Genomic DNA, 18,360 nt, shown 5'->3' with positions numbered 1-18,360 from the left:
TGGCGGGTAGTCGGTGGTGGAGTTGTTCGCTGGTGGTGATCATGTCGCTGGTGACGGTGCGGGAGAGTGAGAGGGCGACGGAGGCTTCGCATTCGACGGCGAGGCGGGCGGCGTAGATGTCGGGTTCGGCGACGCCGTATTGTGTTCTGCCGGTGAGTGTTCGGTGTGTGATGCTGTGCTGATGGATGTCTGCTTCGGTGGACAGGCGGAGGTCGAGGAGGTCGTGGAGGCGGTGGACGGCTGCTGCGGCGGTGATGTTCTCGTTGCGGCGGCGGTCGGTCAGTGAGGCGATCAGTTCGGCGGCGGCAGCGTCTGCATCGCGTCGGATCTGCCGGAAGGAGTCGAGGTCGTCGTGATCGCCGGTGCTGTCGTGTTTTTCGGTGCCCTCGTGATCTCCTGCCCCTTCGTGAGCGCTGTCTGTGGCGTAGCCCCCCGGCTTTCTCATGCCATCCAGTGTACTCGAACACATATTCGAACACAATGCCTTGTGGGCCTTCGAGTATGTAGCCTTCGCGTATGTTGATCGTGATGGCTGGGCTCCCAGGAAGCGGTAAGAGTGCGGTGGCCGAAACCCTGGCATCGGAACTGAATTGTGCTGTGCTATCGGTCGATCCGATCGAGGCCGCGATGTGGCGAGCAGGTGTGGATCCCGTACAGCCCACTGGATTGGCAGCATATGTCGTGGCCGAGGATCTTGCCCGTATGCAGTTGAATCTGGGACACGACGTGATCGTAGATGCGGCCAATGACGCAGTCGGGGCACGTGAACAATGGAAGAACCTGGCGCAGTCGGCGAATGTGCCCTTGTTGTTCGTCGAGGTGTGGTGCGCCGACTCGGCTGAGCACAAGCGCAGGCTCGAAGCCCGGATTCGAGATATTCCAGGGTTCCCCGAGCCGTCCTGGGAATCTGTCGTCGCACGCCGTGCCGGCTTCGACGGCTGGGAAGACGAACGCGTTCAGGTCGACTCGATGCAACCGCACGAAGTCTCGATCCGGTGCGTACTGGATCGAATAGCGTTGGCGCGCGGAGTGGATCTACCCTGACCCGGTTCGTTCCGATTGACATGTGCATCGCATCGAAGCAAGAAGTCGAGTAGCGTCGCTTTGTGATTCTCGGCCCGAACGACCCTGTCCCGCGCCGGCCGTCGAGGATCGTGGTCGCCGGTACATCGGGTTCGGGGAAAACGACTCTGGCAAAGCGATTGGCAGCCATTCTCGACGTGCAGCACATCGAGATCGATGCCTTGTATCACGGCAGCGGTTGGACTCCCCGAGAATCATTCGAAGCCGATGTCGATGAATTCATCGCCCAGCATCAGTGGGTGACCGAATGGCAGTACCGACTCGTTCGGGACCGCCTCGCCGACCGAGCCGAGCTCGTTGTCTGGATCGACCTGCCACGTCGGACGGTGATGCGTCAGCTCATTGTGCGCACGGTGCGCAGGAGCCTTACGCGAGAAGTGCTGTGGAACGGAAACATCGAACCACCCTTGTATCGGATTTTCGTGGAGACCGACCACATCGTTCGTTTTGCGTGGACGTCGCACCGCGGAACCACCGAGCGCATCGCCCAGCTTGCCGAGCGCTTGCCCGAACTTCCGATCGTTCGACTCCGATCACGTCGAGCCATCGATCGCTGGGTCGCGGGGGCAGTCACCGGGGACGCGTGATCACAGGACCGGATGTGCAGATCGCGTCAGCAGCCCGAAACCTCGGCCAGTTCCGTGATCGTGCCGACGTTGGCGGTCCATTGGGACTCGGCGACGAGATCCGTCGTTTGCTCCGGACCGTGTTCGGTTGGCCTGCACACGAATGCGCTCCGAAAGCCGTATTCCCGAGCTGCGGCGAGATCACTGTTGTGGGCAGCGACCATCATGCACTCGTCGGGCCGTAACCCGAGAATGTCCGCAGTCCGAAGATAGGCGTCGGGTGTCGGCTTGTAGGCACGGACAGGCTCGGCGCCGAGGATCGCATCCCACGGGATCGACGCGTTCTTCGCCATGTCCAACAGCAGTGCAATGTTGCCGTTCGACAACGGGGCCACGATGAATCGAGATTTCAAACGGGTAATACCTGGGACCGAATCCGGCCAGGGGGTCAGACGATGCCACGCGAGATTCAGATCTGTCACCTGCGAATCGGGAAGGTCGATATCGAACTCAGACAACACTGTGCGCAGACTCTCCAGATGCAGAACATCGAGCCGAGTGAACTCGCGAACGCCGGACCGTACTTGCTCCATCGCCGGCTGATACAGACTGCGCCATCGATCGGCGAAGGCATAAGCATCGACGGAGCTACCCAGCGCGTCACCGACCTGTCGAGCGACACTGGTTCGCCAATCGACAACGGTGCCGAAGACGTCGAACAGCAAAGCTTTGGGGGCGACGCTAGTGGTCACGGCGCCTGGACCGGTCGCCGCCGTAGACGATCGCGCCTACGAGTGGGATCAACAGGAAGAACAGCCAACTGTTGGACAGTGGAACCACGAAGAACAGGATCAGCGCGACGATCGGTGTCACGGCCATTGCCGCCTTGCGCCAATCCCAGCCGTCGTCGACGGCCGAATCCGGTGTGCGCGCGGGGGTCTGTGACTTCGACAGATCGAGCGGTCTCGACGCAGTCGGGGCAATGTTCGCAGAAGGGAGGTCGGTGAAGACTGCATCGAGTTGACTGCGTGTCGTCGCCGAGGTGACGACAGCACTGCGCTCATCGAACTCTTCGAGCGTCAGACGTCCGTCGCTGAGATGCTGGCTCAGAGACGACAGCGCCTGCTCGCGTTCAGCCGTACCAATGCGAACGTCCGGGTTGTCTGCCATGAGAGACAGACTAACCCGGACGTCGGCGAACGACTTGCCCCTACTTCAGTTCGGCGAGGACAGTTCCCTGTGTGATGGCGGATCCGGGGCTCACGGACAGACCGGTGACCTTGCCTGCTTTGTGGGCGTTGACGGGGTTTTCCATTTTCATGGCTTCGAGGACGGCGATGAGGTCGCCTTCTTCGACGTCCTGGCCTTCTTCGACGGCGACTTTGACGACGGTGCCTTGCATGGGTGCGGTGACGGCGTCACCGGATGCGGCTCCGTTTGCGGCGCCGCCGCGTTTACGCGGCTTGGGCTTACGACGGACGGCACCATCAGAGGCAGCGCCGTTGCCGCCGCCGAGGGTGAACTGTCCGGGGAGGGAGACCTCGACGCGGCGGCCACCGACCTCGACGACCACGGACTGGCGGGGTAGTGCTTCGTCGTCGTCGAGGGCTTCACCGGCGGTGAAGGGGGGTACCTGGTTGTCCCATTCGGTTTCGATCCAGCGGGTGTGGACGTCGAAGGATTCTCCGTCGCCGATGAACGCGGGATCGGAGACGACGGCGGCGTGGAACGGGATGACGGTGGCGAGGCCTTCGACCTTGAATTCGGCCAACGCTCGACGCGAACGAGCCAATGCTTCCTCGCGGGTGGCTCCGGTGACGATGAGCTTGGCGAGCATGGAGTCGAACTGGCCACCGATCACGCTGCCGGATTCGACACCGGAGTCGACACGGACACCGGGGCCGGAGGGGGCGATGAAGGTGGTGACCGGTCCGGGGGCGGGGAGGAAGCCGCGGCCTGCGTCTTCACCGTTGATGCGGAATTCGAAGGAGTGTCCGCGGGGTTCGGGGTCTTCGGTGATGGAGAGTTCTTCGCCGTTCGCGATGCGGAACTGCTGCAGTACGAGGTCGATGCCGGAGGTTTCTTCGGTGACGGGGTGCTCGACCTGCAGGCGGGTGTTGACCTCCAAGAAGCTGACGAGGCCGTCTTGTCCGACGAGGTATTCGACGGTGCCTGCGCCGTAGTAGCCGGCTTCTTTGCAGATGGCCTTGGCGCTCGAGTGGATTTCTTTGCGTTGGGCTTCGGTGAGGAACGGGGCTGGTGCTTCTTCGACGAGTTTCTGGAAGCGGCGTTGCAGGGAGCAGTCGCGGGTGCCTGCGACGATGACGTTGCCGTGTTGGTCGGCGATGACCTGGGCTTCGACGTGGCGGGGTTTGTCGAGGTAGCGTTCGACGAAGCATTCGCCGCGGCCGAAGGCGGAGACGGCTTCGCGGGTGGCGGAGTCGAAGAGTTCGGGGATTTCTTCGCGGGTGCGGGCGACTTTCATGCCGCGTCCGCCGCCGCCGAAGGCGGCTTTGATGGCGATGGGGAGGCCGTGTTCGTCGGCGAACGCCAGGATTTCGTTGGCGTCTTTGACGGGTTCTGCGGTGCCGGGGACCGAGGGTGCTTTGGCGCGGGCGGCGATGTGGCGGGCGGTGACTTTGTCGCCGAGGTCGCGGATGGACTGCGGGGAAGGTCCGATCCAGATCAGGTTCGCATCGATCACGGCTTGGGCGAAGTCGGCGTTTTCGGAGAGGAATCCGTAGCCGGGGTGGATGGCGTCGGCGCCGGATTTTTTCGCGGCGTCGATGATCTTGTCGATGACCAAATACGATTCGGCGGAGGTCTGTCCGCCGAGGGCGAAGGCTTCGTCGGCGAGGCGTACGAAGGGGGCATCGGCGTCGGGTTCGGCGTAGACGGCGACCGAGGTCAGGCCGGCGTCTGCTGCCGCTCGTATCACCCGGACTGCGATCTCGCCGCGATTCGCGACGAGCACCTTGGTGATATGCGCACTGGCATGGCTGGGCACTGAGCCTCCTGTGGTGTCAAGTTGTTCCGAGCAGTACATGCACGGGCTGCACGATTACGGGCGTTACTTCGGAGTGTAAGGGCAGAGTTGCATTCATCCGAAACTGGATGGGGGTTGTAGGCAGGCTTCCCAAAGAACCGGTCGATCGTTACTGATTGGTAGCAATAGGACCTGTCCGACTGGGGAGTGCGGCAGTCCCTGTGTCCACTACTTCGTCGAGGATTCGCCGTAACGCACCGACGTACTGATGGACGTTGGCGGTGGCGAGTTCGGTATTGGGATAGCGGGCAGCAATGTTGACTCCGCGGGGGGTTCGGTTGACCCAGATGTAGACATCGTGGTCGTACTGCTTGCTCCGCAGGGCACGGGCATTCCAGTCGTGCCAGTGCTCTGCCATCGGCGCAAACCGAACATCCATGAAGGACACGACGAAGCGCGGCGTGGCCGTCGATCCGAGGGCGCGAAACACTCGGTCCAACGGAACACGAGCGATCGGCTTGGTCGTGGTGACCTGTTCGGTTGCCTTCGCAACCACTGCGCCGAACGACTCGGCATCCGCGATGTCGAACGACAGGGGACACAGTCCGACGAACCACCCGAGCGACGACGCCCATTGCGGTTGATCCCGTGTGTGAACCGGAGTCACGGTGCGGAAGTCGGTCCGACCGGTCAGCTCGGCTCCGGCTACTGCCAGCCCGGCGAGCAGCCCGGAGAAGAGACTGTTGCCCGTCTTGCGGCAGGCGACGGAGAAGGCATCGGCACGGTCTGCATCGAGAATCCACGCCGACAGCCCACCTTGCGGGGTCGTGGCACCGTTCGGAGCACCGATCTCGAGTGGAAAGGACGGAAGTTCGCCGTCCCCCTCGTCTAGAAACCGCTTCCACGTCACGACGGCATCGTGGGTGTTCTCCAGTTCGGCATGAATCCGACGTTCGGACACTCCGAAATCCAAGTAGCTGCCGGCCTCGAACAATGCGGAAGGGGTGCCGTCCTTCGCCTCGGCGTACAGCGCCGAGATCTCGTGCGCCACGAGCACCGTGGAGAGGCCGTCGATGATGGAGTGATCGGCAGCGAAGAACACGGTGATCGTCTCGGTGCTCTCGGTGGGCTCTGTGGGCAGTGGCTCGAGGGTCACGAATGCGTATGCGGGCCACGCAAGGGGAGAGGTGTACTCGTCGAAGAGGTACTGAAGGTGCTCGAAAACCTCACTGGACTGCTCGCACCGTTCTTGTTCGACCTGCCAGATGTCGATTGCGCCCGTGGCCGCAGTGACGCGCGACAGAACGCCGGCTTCTTCGTCGATGACGGCATGCGAGCGCATCGACTCGTGACGATCGATCCACGCCAGCACAGCGCGACGGAAGGCAGGCTTGTCGAGCGGACCGCGCATCTGGAATGCGGCGCCGAGCCAACTCTCCCGGCCGCGCCGCGGGCTCGCGAGGCTCGCTCGCAGATGCGCCTCGTGCACGTAGGACGTCGGGCGCTCGTCCGGCTGCCACCCGGCGAGCGCGGGCGTGCTGGCGTGCGGTCCGACGCTGGGGATCCACTCGGTGATGGTGCCTGCAGGTATGGCGTAGTCCGCAAGCTCGGTGAACTCCATCGAAAAGGAACCAACTCTCGAAACGACAACAGAAATACGGGTGGACGGCCCTGAGAACCGACAACCCCCGTTGGCCGCTGATCGTGTTCGTCCGCGGTCGAGTGTACCGATCGTCTTGTGTATCGATCAAGACGACCCGAACTACCTCAGATGACGTTTGATTCGCGCCAGCATCGCGGACATACCGCGCAACCGCAACGGACTCACCGCATCGCCGAGTCCCAGCGCCAGATAGAAGTCGTCGGGCACGTCGAGGATGTCCTGAGCGCTGTGACCGTCGAGACCCTGATGCAGTATCGATGCAAACCCGCGAGTGGTCGGAGCCTCCGGCGGCGCGCTGAAGAACAGCTGCACGTGCTCTCGGTCAGCGGCATCGACGGACAGAAACAGAGGCGACTGACACTCGGGTACGGGTTCCATCGCCGCCTGCTCGAGATGAGGAGGCAGCTCGGGAAGCTCGCGACTGAACTCGAGCAGCAGTTGCAGCTTGTTCTGCCCGTCGACCGCAGAGAAGTCCTCGACGATCTCGGCGAGAGATTCGGGCATGTCCGCCATGTCTACGGCTTCACAGGTGCGTCGCCGGGCTCCTCGCCGCGGACGATCGGCACGCGCACCGCGTTACCCCACTCCGTCCAGGATCCGTCGTAGTTGCGAACGGAATCGTGTCCCAGCAGATGCGTCAGCACGAACCAGGTGTGGCTCGAACGCTCGCCGATTCGGCAGTACGCGATGACCTTGTCGTTTGCGACGATGTCGCCGTAGATCTCGTCCAATTCGGCACGCGTGCGGAACCGGCTGTCAGCCGCAGCGGCCTTGGCCCATGGAATGCTCTGAGCGGTCGGGATGTGGCCTCCGCGCAACGCGCCTTCCTCGGGGTAGTCCGGCATGTGTGTGCGCTCACCGGTGTACTCGAGTGGGGAACGAACATCGATGAGCGGGATGGTGCCGAGGCTGGACAGCACGTCGGACGCGAACGCGCGGATCGGAGCGTCGTTGCGTTCGACGACGGGGTAGCTCGTGGCCGGGAAATCGGGGACATCGAGCGTGGTCTCCCGGTTCTCCGCGAGCCAGGCATCACGACCACCGTCGAGAAGCCGAACGTCCTCGTGACCGAAGAGCGTGAAGACCCACAGTGCGTACGCGGCCCACCAATTGCTCTTGTCGCCGTAGATGACAACGGTGTCGTCGCGGGAAATGCCCTTGCGTCCCAGCAATGCCGCGAACTTCTCGCCGTCGACGTAGTCGCGCGTCACCGGATCATTGAGGTCGAGATGCCAATCGATCTTGACGGCACCGGGAATGTGGCCGACATCGTAGAGAAGTACGTCCTCGTCGGACTCGACGACCTTGAGGCCTGGAGTTCCGATGTGTGCGGACAGCCACTGCGTCGAGACGAGGCGATCCGGATGCGCATAGTCGGCGAACGTCGGGTTGGGGTCTGCAGCTATGGGCACTTCTTCTTCGCTCCTACGTGTGGTGAGAGACCTGCGTGTGGTGAGAGACCTGGGTGTGGTGGGAGACCTGCGTGTGACGAGCGTGCGTGATCGAAACCGATCCCACGTGTTCGATCCTAAGCTCTCGGTCCTACGAGTGAGCGTTCATCGGAGTCGACGGCGCTGTCGACGACATCCGAGATCACATCGGTGAACGCACGTACGAATCTTTCGACCACCGCGTGACCCGGCACCGTGTCGGGGAATCGCGAGCGCAGAGACAGACCGTCCACGGTGCGTGAGATCCAGAACTGTGCGTCGTCGGCCGTCGTCACATTGCTGATGTGGTGCGGGTTTCGCGTCGGTTCGGCCCCGGGCACTCCGCGGTAGTCGATGTACGAAATCATGAACACGTCGTCCCGAGTACGGCGAAAGCTCTCGCCCAGCGCGCCCAGAACCCGGGGGATCGGCACGGTACCGAGAGACAGAGCCTCGCGGAACGAGGTGTGCGCCGACAGTAGGGTGTCGGCGAAGTTGTCGCCCACGGTGACGGTCATCGGTGCATTGGTGGTGAACCATCCGATCGCCCGTGCCCACTGCGGATCGTGACGAGTGTGCAATGGCAGCAGGAACGGCAGTCGAGTCGGGCCACCCATACCGGTGGACGCTACGGCCATCGCCGCCGCGATACCGGAGAACATTCCGCCGCCGAGTGCGCGGCAGCGGGATTCGAACTGTTCCGTCTGTGCCGCTGTCGACAGGGTGTGCACCGTACTGGCCTGCGCAGCATGCTCTCCCACTACGACACCGAGGTCGTGCGGAAACGCCGGTGTGGTCCCACCGCACCGTTCGACGAAATCGCCCCACGCCGATACTCGCGGATCGGACTGGAGAACAGTCGGAGTGTCCGCTTCTTCCGCGCAGTACTCGACGAAGCTCCCGCCGGGAGTGAGCTCGACCGTCCGGCCGCTGCGTCGTGCGTCGTACAACGCAGCCACCTCGTCGGCGACCACCGTCATCGAGACGGCATCGACGTGCGCGTGATCGAACCCGCAGATGACGGTCGATCCGTTCGGCCGGTCCACTGCAGCGAAGGAATACGACGGGCTTCGAGACGGATGGCACAGATGATCCATGCGTGCACGCATATGTGCGTTCAGATCGCTGGAATCGGTGATCGTGCGTCGATCCGGGAGTCCGAGCGACACGTCGTCGGGTGAGTGGATCCGGCGTCGGAGTTCGGCCTCGTCGACGTGGAACGACGTCCGAAGAGCCGGATGTCGCTCGACGAATCGTGTGAACGCCCACGACAACGCTTCGACGTCGATTGGGCCCGATACATCGAACGCGACCGCGATCCACACCGAGGTCGCCTCCGCGTCGTTCAGGGCCGCCGAGAGGTGGAAAGCCTGATTGAACGACGGGGTGACGTCGGACGGACTGCCCTGCCCGATCGATACCGGCCACTCGAGGTAGGTGCCGGGCGCGCCGACGTACTCAGTGATCGTGGTGACCCGCATCGATCAACTCCTCGGGTCTTCCGGTTGCGTCCGTGGTCAGCGAACCGATCACGTAATCACCCGTGCGGGCCACGGATTCGAACACGCGCTGCAGATGTGCGTGATATCGCTCGACGGATTCGGCGGCGACGGCGGTGTCGGGAACCTGAGCGCAGAGGTAGAAGTGGTCGGCATCGCGATTGATCCACATCGACGCGTTTGCCGTGCTGCCTTCGCCGGTGAAGTGTTCGGCGCGTGCGTCTGCCGGGCGACCGACTCCGGGGAACCAGCGGAAGTCGATGTAGGACAACATGTTCGGACTCACTGCGAGTTCACTGCCGAGTGTTCCGTCGGCGGCGAGCGCCCCGAGAACGGCATGCACGGGTGCTGCCGAGATCTGCTTTGCCTTCTCGAACGCCTCGTGTGCCCGGGCCGCCACGGCCGCAAACGTACTCGCTCCGCCGACGGGGAATGCAACAGGTGCGAAGTTCACGAACCACCCTTGTGACTGACCGTAGTCACCGAGATGACGAGTACTGAGCACCGTGATGCCGAAGTAGTCCGCACGGCCCGCGAGTTCGTAATCGGCGATGGCGACAGCGGCGAACACTCCGCTGCTCAGACGTGCACCAGCGGCCTTGCATGCGCGATCCAACGAAGCAGTGGCATCCGCGTCGAGCAAGTATCTTTCGACGATCCGGACAGGCGCCTTCTCACCCTCGGCCAGACCGAGGTCGAGCGGGAACCGCGGCATCTTGCCCTCGTTGCGCTGGAAGATCTCCTTCCATGCGACTATCTCCGGCGCCGTCGGCCCATACCGGGTGGCCAGTGCGCGTTCTTCGATCGCATAGTCGAGATGGCTGCCCGCCTCGGCGAGCTCGGGAACCGACTCGCCGATCTCGAGCGCATACAGGTCGGCGAGTTCGCTGATCACCAACGCCTGCGAGCCGCCGTCGGTGAACGCGTGATCGGCACCGTAGTAGAGCGTGAAATCACTGTCCCGTTCGACGGCGCCGACCACGAAGCCGGGCCACTCGAATGCGGTCGCCTCGGACGAGAAGCGTGCGCGGACGTAGTTCTGGAACTCGGCGTCCGTGGCGAACGTCCCTGCGTCTGTCGGCTCGAACGATGCGACGGAATCGGACCCGAGCCGGCGCGTCAGAACCGAATCCGTGACCTCGAACCAGCAGCGCAACCCTTCGTGGCGGAGGACGTACGCGCGGACGGCACGCGTGAGTGCGTCTGCGTCGAGTGACCCGTCGATCTCGGTGGCGACGCCGGTGTACGCGTGATGGGCATCTCCGCGCGCGGCTGCAGCGGCAGTCGCGCGAAGGTGGTCCTCCTGCAGGAAGGACGCGGGGGCCGGATGTACCGCGGCGGCCCTCGCGGCGACGAGCGCAGCCTCCGTCGGATGCCATTCCAGCAGTCGACCGGGCTTCGGCTTCCAGTTGCTCAGTGCGGTGATGATCATGACGGGTGTTCCATCCTCCTATTCGCGACCGGCTCCGACAGCCTCGACGACAGAATCGAGGGCCTCGGCCGGCGCTTCGATGACCGTCGTGAGGACGGAGACGAACTCGGCGATGAACCGGTGAACGTTGGTCGAAGAAATGTCCGAGCTGGGAAAACGTGCCGAGATGTTCAGTCCTTGCAAGGTGCGGTTGACCCAGAAGTAGACCTCGTTCTCGGCGTGGCATTCGCTACGAAGCGCGCGGCCCTTGCGGGCTTGCCACTCCTCGGCGTCGGGCAGGAACCGAAGATCGATGTAGGAGACGACGAATCTGGGAATCTCCGTCGAGGCGAGCAGCGACGCGACCCGAGAGTACGGGACCGAGGCAAGCCCCTTGTGCTCGTTGCCGGCGACCGCGGCGCATTCGAGCGCCTCGGCGAACGTCCTGGCGTCGTCGAGGCGGATCTGCATGGGAAGGATGCCGACGTACCAGCCGACACTCGCGGCCCACTGCTCCTCGTAGCGGGTATGCATCGGCATGATCGTGCGGAACGTGCCCTGATCGGTCAGGCGCGCGCTGACGAGTGCGAGAGCGGCGAGGATGCCCGACTGCATGTTCTGGCCGGCAGCACGGCAGACGGCGTTGAACTTCTCGACCTGCTCCGTCGTGAGCAGCCAGGACGACACGCTGCTCTGTCGGGTCGCGAGGTCGGTGGGTACGACGTCCGCGGACAGCGGAAGCGGAAAAGCCGGGAACCGACCACCTTCGGCGGCGAGGAAACGCTCCCAGGCCACGACCGCGTCGTGTTCGGCCGTGAGCGATTCGCCGAGCCGACGCTCGTGCGCCGAGAAGTCGACGTAGCTGCCCACCGAAGGCAGCAGATGGTCGGTGCCGTCCAGCTCGTGTGCGTACAGGCGATCGATCTCGTTGATGGCGTATATCTGGCTGTATGCGTCCATGACCGAGTGATCAGCGGCGAAGATCACGAGGAACTTGTCGTCCTGGGGGACGCTGGCCGCCGCGTGTGCCTCGGGAACGACGGTCGCGAGGACGAAGTGAGGCCACAGTGTCGGCGACACGACATCGGCGAACCACGACTCCAGGTGCTCGAACACCTGGCTTTCCGAGCGAGTCTTCTGCTCCTGGCGGTCGACCACGCTCACCGCAGAGGCGGGGGCTGTGTACCGGTGCCATGCCCCGATCGTGTCGTCTCGCTCGATGCGGGTGCGAAATGCCTCGTGACGCGCGATGTACGCCAGAATCGTGCGCCGCACGGCCTCGGCGTCGTAGCGGCGGTGGATCTCGAACACGGTGCCGATCCACGAGCCGTCGTTGCCCCGGCTGCAGTGATCCTCGTGTGTGAAGGAGACTCCGCGATCGTCGCCGATCCAGTCGGCCTCCTCGGCGACACGAGGCACCCACTCGGTGAGTCTGCCTGCGGGAAGTGGGTAGTCGGCCAGTTCGGTGTATTCCATCGAATATCGTCCAATTCCGAGCTCGGCCAGCGGGAACTGGCTCCATGGTCGAGGATCTGTGCTGTTGATCAATAATGTGCGGTAAGGGTTTCAGCGGGTCTTGCATATTCACCGATACGCATTACCTCACATCGATGCGACGTGACACTGAATGGTAAAGCGTAACGAACAAATGACTCGTGGATTCAGCTGTGCCTCGTTCTTCTTTCGACAATCACATTAGGGTGAAGCGCCGACCAATTGGCTACTGGAGACAGTGTCGTTGATCACTACCCCGAGCTCCGGACGACACCGATCGAAGTCTCGACGGTCGGCCTTGGTCGTGCGACCGGTCATAACGGAACGGAAAGTGTTGGTCAGCACTGTATTTCGTGATCCCCAGTCAGGCCGTCGGCGCGTCTCGCTGGATCGAAAGGGGTGGGCGGCGTGCGCGCCGATCGTTCTGATCTTATGAGCTGGAACACACTTCGAGAACGAACCAATCCGTACGAATAGTGGTTTCGAATTGTATTTCCTTGATTTCGTGATAGCACACCGAGAATTCATCTTCGGTTCGGCAATCGATTGTGTAGTACATTTCTGCGATGACCCGAATCGGTTTTGCGGATCACCTGTTCCTGCGAATGCATCACGGCATCGGCGTCCCGGTCTTCAATCAGTTCCTGTGGTGGTTCGACAATGCCGTATCGGTCGACGAACTCGAATTGCTCCAGCGGAACCTGACGAAGGGCCTGTTGTCGCGGAGGGTGGCCGCTCCGCTGGTTCCGACGGCAAGGCATCGCTGGACGGCGTCGTCGCTGGCCTTGCCGCTCGACGTCTCACCCGTTGCCATCGCCCCGGACGCAGTGCGTCACTGGGCCGACGGGCGAGTGGTCGACGACATCGATCCGGAACGCGGTACCGGATGGCAGTTGTCCGCAGCGTCGGTGGACGGTGGGGGGATGGTTGTCTCGCTCGTATGTTCGCACATGCTTGCAGACGGTGCTGCGATGGTCGCAGCGATACGTCGAGCGAACAGCGATGAGCCGGCCGTCGGTGCCGATGACCTGGGAACCATACCGAGCGTTCTCGGAGGGATCGTCGACGACCTGTCGGACTCTCTCGCTCAGTTGGTGCCCATCGCATCCTGGGGTTCGAAGAAGCTGGCTGCTGCGCTCACCGGCCGTAAGGCGAAGGTCGTGCCTGCACGAGGTGAGTCGCCACACAGAAGCGATGTAGAGGTCGCTTCCGCGCCGTGGACGCCGCCCTACGTCGTTGTGGAGTGCCCCGCGGAAGAGTGGCACTCTGCCGCGGCCGAATGGGGTGGCACATCGAACTCCCTGCTCATCGGCATTCTCACTGCTGTGTCCGAAGCCTCGGGGCGTGCGCGCCCGGGAGACGAGATTCGGTGGTCCCTTCCTGTCAGCGAGCGCGACCTGGCCGATACGTCGGCCAATTCGACGAAGATCGTGCCGGTGGTCGTCCCCGTCACCGAGGCCGACGATCGTGACCTGACCCGGATCAGAAAGGCCAGCAAGACGGCATTCACCGAGTTCGCTGCTCGTCAGGCGTCGGGGATTACCACCGAGGCGATCCCGTTGCCTCTGATTCAGATGTTGCCGGACGCCGTGGTGCGACGAGTTCCGCGACCGGCCGACGGCGCCGAGGGCTTGTGTTCGAACCTCGGAGTTCTTCCCGACGACTTCACGACGATCGGCGCCACCCGGGCGCGGAGCGTCGCGGCACGTGCGACGTTCCGCGGTGCCGACGCCGACTTCGCTCGATCGCTCGGCGGGGGATCGACCGCGTGGGCAAGCGAGACGGACAGCACGGTCACCATCACCGTCCACGGAATGGACCCCGACAGGATGGCGACCGACGAGACGATGCGCGGAATCGTCGCCGACGTACTGCAGCGGTGGAACATCAGCTCACGGTTCTGGTGACCGCGCGCTCGGCAAGGTCGGCGGCAGCTCGAACTGCATCGTGTGGATGTGTCGTCGTCGCGGCGAGTTGCTGTGCCCGATAAGAAGTTTCGTCGGACAGGAGCGTGCCGAGCGCCTCCGTGAGCGTCGGGCCGTCGAGGCGGGCGAATTGTGTGGACAGCCCTGCGCCTACTCTGGTCACGGCAGTGCCCCAGAATGGCTGATCGGCGCTGAACCAGCACACCATGGTCGGGCGTCCGGCTCGGATTCCCGCGGCTGTCGTACCTGCTCCGCCGTGGTGAATCACCGCTCGGCACAACGGAAATACGGACCCGTGGTCGACGGGCCCGACGATGGCCACCCGGGAACCGGCGTTCAGCCGTTCGGGAATCGCGCTCCACCCCGAGCTGACGAGCGCCCGGTGCCCTGTCGCGGCACACGCTTCGGTGATCGATTCGATCAACGCCTCGGGGTCGCGCACGGGCATACTGCCGAACCCGAAATACAGTGGTGCATCGCCCGAGTCGATCCATTCGCGCAGCGGTGAACCTGCGCCGAGATCGGCACCGAGCGGCGGATGTACCGGGGGTAGTTCGAGAAAGCCGACGAACGGGCGAGCCGTACCCCACTCTGCGCGCAGGCCCGGGAACAGGTTGCCGTCGTAGGCCTGGATCTCGATGCCCCCGTACTGTTCGATCCGCTTCGGAAGTGGGTGCGTGGCCCCGGGCAGCCCCAAAGATGTCCGCTGCGCATTCTCGCGCAGGCGCATCGACCGCCACCGCACTGTCTCCAGCAAGGACCAGGTGGTTCGGTTCACGAGGGCAGGCAACCGGTGATTCGGTGAAACCGACATCGACCCGTTGCGCCGCAGTGGGCAATAGTGCAGCGCGAGAAACGGAATGCCCTGCGCCTCAGCCATGTTGAATGCCATTTCCTGGCCGAGCGTGCCGGTGACGATCGCATCGGCGTCGGTCGACATCTCCGTCAGTTCCGCTACCATCCGATCCCAACCGAAGTTCGCCAGCTCGGCCAGGGCCGCGAACCGGACACGAGGGTTGCGTGACTTGATTCGCGTGCGCACCAGCTCGGACTCGAGCAGCGCCTTGGTATCGGGACCGAACGCGACGATCGTCACACGGCCGCCGGTGACCGCAGACGCGAACGCCATGAGATTGGGCGGTGCGCCGAAGACGACTTCGTGACCGCGCTCGGCCAATTCGATGCCGAGAGCAAGACCGGGTTGTATGTCACCCCGGCTGCCGGTGAACGGCAGAACGAACTTCATCGACATGAACCTACAGCATGATCGCGGGCGGTGAGCGTAACGCGAACGCACACGGCAGCTTTGGCGAAGTCGCATCCACCCGAGCGAGGTCGCGAAAGCGAGGCTAGTCTCGTCCGGTGAACCGATTGACCTACGACGACGATCTTTTCCTGCGAATGGAATGCGTCCTCGACGTACCCGTTGTGAACCAGATCGTCTGGCGGTTCGACGACGCGGTGTCGGAACAGTCGCTCGATGCGATGTGGCGTCATCTGGACGCGGGACCGATCAACAGGACCGTCTCCCGTGTGCGAACCCCGGGGGCGAGGGACCGATGGGTGCGCTGCACGAGGTCGTTTCCGCTGCACGTGAGTGATGAGCTACTCCCGGCGGGCGAGATCGGTACATGGATGCAGGATCGTGCAGCCGTCGCTGTGGACCCGATCACCGGACCGGTGTGGCAGCTCGCGACGGCCCGTGTCGAAGGTGGTGGATCGGTGGTCTCGTTGGTCGCCTCGCACGTCGTCGGCGACGGCGGAGCACTCACCTCGGCGGCCATCGCAGCCCTCCGAGGACCCGACGAACCCGAGGACTTTCGTACAGCGTGGGATCGCGACGAACCCCACGATCTACGCGACGCACTCGGTCAGATCGGCACGGCAGCGGCAGGCTCTGCGCGCGCGATCGGCCGAGCGGTGTCATCGTCCCTGTCTCGATCTGCACCCGGCCGATCTGCGCCCGAACTCGACACCATGAATTCGACGCCCCCGCCCGCCATGAAGCAGACAGTCCGCGGCCCATTCGTGCCCAGCACCGTGGTCGTCGACTTCGACACCGCGCACTGGGCGGCGGTCGCGAGGTCGGTCGGTGGTAGCGCGAACAGTCTGCTGGTGGCCTTGGCTCTCGGGATTCTGACGGCGAGCGGCCGCGTCGACGAATCCGAGACGATCAAGGTCTCGTTGCCGGTCAGTACACGGGTGCCGGGCGATACCCGGGCGAACGCGACGTCGGGAGTGTCCATTCGAGTCGCCGGCGGCGGTTCGTTCCGATCCGACCTCGGACCGATACGACGGGACAGCAAGAGCGCATTCACCACTCTCGCGGACACCGAGCACGCGACGAGTTTCGAACTCACCAAGCCGCTGATGCAGATGCTTCCCGACGCGATCGTGGAGAAGGCGGCAGCGTCGGCCACTGCTCCGTTGTGTCTGTGCTCCAACCTCGGCGACCGGGGCGCTCAGCTGAGACAGATCGACCAGCTCTCCGCTCGTTCCGTGGCGATGCGGTCCATCACGCAGAAGACGACCGCGGAACTGTTGCGTCGAACCCGAGGCGGCGTGAGCGTCTGGTGGAACACGTCCGGGGAGAGATCCACATTGTGTGTCACAGGTCTCGACCCGGACTGCTTCCCGACGTCCGAGCACCTGCGTGGACTGATCGAGTCCGAAAGCCGTCGATGGGAGCTGACTCCGAACTTCTGGTGAGGCTATGCTTATCCACCGATTCAGCAGTGGATACGCAAGCATGCTCGAGAAGGGGTGGAAAGACATGGCAGTTGTCGTGTTGTTCGGTTCGGAAACCGGAACAGCGGAGGAAGTTGCGGACAAGATCGCCGAGGTTCTCAGTGACCACGACGCAGAAGTCCGAGACATGCTCGAGTACGAAGTTTCCGATATCGACACGGGCGATTTCCACGTCATCATCTGCTCGACGTACGGCGACGGTGAGCTGCCGACCGGCGCAGAACCTTTCTACGACGCCCTCGTCGAGGACGCGCCCGATCTCACAGGACTGCGGTTCGCGTTGTTCGGCCTCGGCGATCGCGTCTACGAGGACACATTCAACAGGGGCGGCGAAATCATCGCAGGCAAGCTCGTCGAACTCGGCGCAGTACAGGTCCACGAGCATGCCAGGCACGACAGTAGCTCGAACGTCAAGCCGAAGACTCAGGCCGAGGAATGGGCCCGTGAACTGACCGGACTACTGGTCGGCTGAACCAGCACGACTCGCGTCAGGCCCAGATTTCTGCAAGTGATGTGCCCACGTCGGTGAGCAGTCGCCGAACCAACGGCAGGCCGATACCTATGACGCTGGACGGATCTCCCTCGATGCGATCGATGAACCACCCGCCGAGGCCGTCCAGCGTGAAGGCGCCTGCAACCGAAAGCGGCTCGCCGGACGCCAGATAGGCCTCCAGGTCCACCGGGCGCGGTTCGGCGAAATGGATTGTCGTCGAACTGCATTCCGCAGCGGTAGCGACCACCTCACCGCCCCGAACACGAACCACGGCGTGGCCGGTGAGCAGATCACCCGAGCGGCCGGCCATCGCCGCCCAACGACGCCGCGCGACATCCACGGTGTGCGGCTTGCCGTGAAGCAGGCCGCCGATCGACAGCATCGAATCGCAACCCACCACGACAGCGTCGTCGAACTCTCCCAACACTGCCTCGGCTTTCGCGCGAGCCAGCGTCACGACGACCTCTTCCGGGTCCGGATTGTCGCCGAGTTCGGCCGTCAGCGCATCCTCGTCGACGCCGGAGACCCGAACGACGGGTTCGACTCCCGCATTACGCAGAACACCCAAACGTGCAGGGGATGCCGATGCCAGTACGAAGAGCGTCACCGGTTCAGTAACGCTGCGAAGCCGCGTACGAGTACGGCGAGAACGGCGGATGCGTCCGGTGCATGGACGCAGGTGTGCCCCACAGTTCGGTCGGACGCTTCTCCGCCGGCGTCGACGACGACGCAGACGCAGCCGCCAGCACCGTCACCAATGCCGCGATCTCCTCATCGGAGGGATTGCCCTTCACGACCCGAATCGCCGCCAGCAACTCGCTCGCGGTGTCATTGCTCGCTTCGCTCACGGTGTCCTGATTCGCTTCGCCGCTCATAGGGGTATGTTTCCGTGCTTCTTGGGCGGGAGGGTGACCTGTTTGCGTTCGAGGAGGCGTAGGGCGGCGACGATCTGTCCGCGGGTGTGGCTCGGTGGGATGACGGCGTCGAGGTATCCGCGTTCGGCGGCGATGTAGGGGTTGACGAGGGTGTCTTCGTATTCTTGTTGGAGCTTCAGGCGCAGGG

18 protein-coding genes and 1 pseudogene are annotated in these 18,360 nt (G+C 63.6%); 5 read left to right on the top strand and 14 right to left on the bottom strand.

Features of this window, described 5'->3' with window-relative positions:
- Positions 1–445, bottom strand: a pseudogene (locus RY1_RS28970) (hypothetical protein); the annotation flags it as partial.
- A 71-nt stretch (positions 446–516) separates the two neighbouring features.
- Here RY1_RS28970 and RY1_RS28965 point away from each other — a divergent pair.
- Both RY1_RS28965 and RY1_RS28960 read left to right on the top strand, forming a co-directional pair.
- Positions 517–1,044, top strand: a complete 528-nt coding sequence (locus RY1_RS28965; protein WP_072807499.1) for a P-loop nucleotide/nucleoside kinase family protein — start codon at positions 517–519, stop codon at positions 1,042–1,044.
- A 62-nt stretch (positions 1,045–1,106) separates the two neighbouring features.
- Positions 1,107–1,670: an AAA family ATPase gene (locus tag RY1_RS28960; protein WP_072807498.1), complete on the top strand. Its 564-nt coding sequence runs from the start codon at positions 1,107–1,109 to the stop codon at positions 1,668–1,670.
- A gap of 26 nt (positions 1,671–1,696) precedes the next feature.
- On the opposite strand, the gene RY1_RS28955 is transcribed toward RY1_RS28960, so the two are convergent.
- The 9 genes from RY1_RS28955 to RY1_RS28915 all read right to left on the bottom strand — a co-directional run bounded on the left by RY1_RS28955 (position 1,697) and on the right by RY1_RS28915 (position 12,114).
- A complete protein-coding gene (locus tag RY1_RS28955; RefSeq protein WP_072807497.1) occupies positions 1,697–2,401 on the bottom strand; it encodes a haloacid dehalogenase type II in 705 nt (234 codons plus the stop codon).
- On the bottom strand, positions 2,391–2,819 hold the full coding sequence (locus RY1_RS28950) for a DUF1707 SHOCT-like domain-containing protein (RefSeq protein ID WP_072807496.1): 429 nt from the start codon (positions 2,817–2,819) through the stop codon (positions 2,391–2,393). The genes RY1_RS28955 and RY1_RS28950 overlap by 11 nt, the downstream gene beginning before the upstream one ends.
- Positions 2,820–2,859: 40 nt before the next feature.
- A complete protein-coding gene (locus RY1_RS28945) occupies positions 2,860–4,656 on the bottom strand; it encodes an acetyl/propionyl/methylcrotonyl-CoA carboxylase subunit alpha (RefSeq protein ID WP_072807504.1) in 1,797 nt (598 codons plus the stop codon).
- A gap of 148 nt (positions 4,657–4,804) precedes the next feature.
- The gene (locus RY1_RS28940; protein ID WP_072807495.1) at positions 4,805–6,256 is read right to left on the bottom strand and encodes a condensation domain-containing protein; all 1,452 of its coding nucleotides are present in this window, start codon (positions 6,254–6,256) and stop codon (positions 4,805–4,807) included.
- 141 nt (positions 6,257–6,397) lie between these two features.
- The gene (locus RY1_RS28935; protein WP_072807494.1) at positions 6,398–6,811 is read right to left on the bottom strand and encodes a SufE family protein; all 414 of its coding nucleotides are present in this window, start codon (positions 6,809–6,811) and stop codon (positions 6,398–6,400) included.
- 2 nt (positions 6,812–6,813) lie between these two features.
- Positions 6,814–7,710: a sulfurtransferase gene (locus RY1_RS28930; RefSeq protein WP_072807493.1), complete on the bottom strand. Its 897-nt coding sequence runs from the start codon at positions 7,708–7,710 to the stop codon at positions 6,814–6,816.
- Positions 7,711–7,826: 116 nt separating this feature from the next.
- Positions 7,827–9,209: a condensation domain-containing protein gene (locus tag RY1_RS28925; RefSeq protein ID WP_072807492.1), complete on the bottom strand. Its 1,383-nt coding sequence runs from the start codon at positions 9,207–9,209 to the stop codon at positions 7,827–7,829.
- Positions 9,187–10,659, bottom strand: coding sequence for a condensation domain-containing protein (locus RY1_RS28920; protein ID WP_084727967.1), 1,473 nt, complete (start codon positions 10,657–10,659; stop codon positions 9,187–9,189). The genes RY1_RS28925 and RY1_RS28920 overlap by 23 nt, the downstream gene beginning before the upstream one ends.
- Before the next feature lie 18 nt (positions 10,660–10,677).
- Positions 10,678–12,114 (bottom strand): condensation domain-containing protein, encoded by a 1,437-nt coding sequence (locus RY1_RS28915; protein WP_072807491.1) that lies wholly within the window; start codon positions 12,112–12,114, stop codon positions 10,678–10,680.
- A 584-nt stretch (positions 12,115–12,698) separates the two neighbouring features.
- On the opposite strand from RY1_RS28915, the gene RY1_RS28910 reads away from it, so the two are divergent.
- Positions 12,699–14,039, top strand: coding sequence for a hypothetical protein (locus RY1_RS28910; RefSeq protein ID WP_245819998.1), 1,341 nt, complete (start codon positions 12,699–12,701; stop codon positions 14,037–14,039).
- Here RY1_RS28910 and RY1_RS28905 read toward each other — a convergent pair.
- A complete protein-coding gene (locus RY1_RS28905; RefSeq protein WP_072807502.1) occupies positions 14,020–15,303 on the bottom strand; it encodes a glycosyltransferase in 1,284 nt (427 codons plus the stop codon). The two genes, RY1_RS28910 and RY1_RS28905, sit on opposite strands and share 20 nt — an antisense overlap.
- Before the next feature lie 116 nt (positions 15,304–15,419).
- Here RY1_RS28905 and RY1_RS28900 point away from each other — a divergent pair, with 116 nt between their 5' ends.
- Both RY1_RS28900 and RY1_RS28895 read left to right on the top strand, forming a co-directional pair.
- Positions 15,420–16,766 (top strand): condensation domain-containing protein, encoded by a 1,347-nt coding sequence (locus tag RY1_RS28900; protein WP_072807490.1) that lies wholly within the window; start codon positions 15,420–15,422, stop codon positions 16,764–16,766.
- A 64-nt stretch (positions 16,767–16,830) separates the two neighbouring features.
- Positions 16,831–17,277: a flavodoxin domain-containing protein gene (locus RY1_RS28895; RefSeq protein ID WP_072807501.1), complete on the top strand. Its 447-nt coding sequence runs from the start codon at positions 16,831–16,833 to the stop codon at positions 17,275–17,277.
- Positions 17,278–17,293: 16 nt separating this feature from the next.
- Here the strand turns inward: RY1_RS28895 and RY1_RS28890 are convergent, their stop codons facing one another.
- The 3 genes from RY1_RS28890 to RY1_RS28880 all read right to left on the bottom strand — a co-directional run.
- Positions 17,294–17,905, bottom strand: a complete 612-nt coding sequence (locus RY1_RS28890) for a Maf family protein (RefSeq protein WP_072807489.1) — start codon at positions 17,903–17,905, stop codon at positions 17,294–17,296.
- Positions 17,906–17,909: 4 nt separating this feature from the next.
- Positions 17,910–18,173, bottom strand: coding sequence for an acyl-CoA carboxylase subunit epsilon (locus tag RY1_RS28885; RefSeq protein ID WP_084727966.1), 264 nt, complete (start codon positions 18,171–18,173; stop codon positions 17,910–17,912).
- On the bottom strand, positions 18,170–18,360 hold a 191-nt coding region (locus RY1_RS28880), incomplete at its 5' end, for a carboxyl transferase domain-containing protein (protein WP_281249999.1). The genes RY1_RS28885 and RY1_RS28880, both read right to left, overlap by 4 nt.

The organism is Rhodococcus yunnanensis NBRC 103083 (assembly GCF_001895005.1).
GTDB classification, from domain to species: domain Bacteria; phylum Actinomycetota; class Actinomycetes; order Mycobacteriales; family Mycobacteriaceae; genus Rhodococcoides; species Rhodococcoides yunnanense.
The sequence above is the reverse complement of the archived record's forward strand: the minus strand, read 5'-3'. Positions and strand labels throughout refer to the sequence as shown.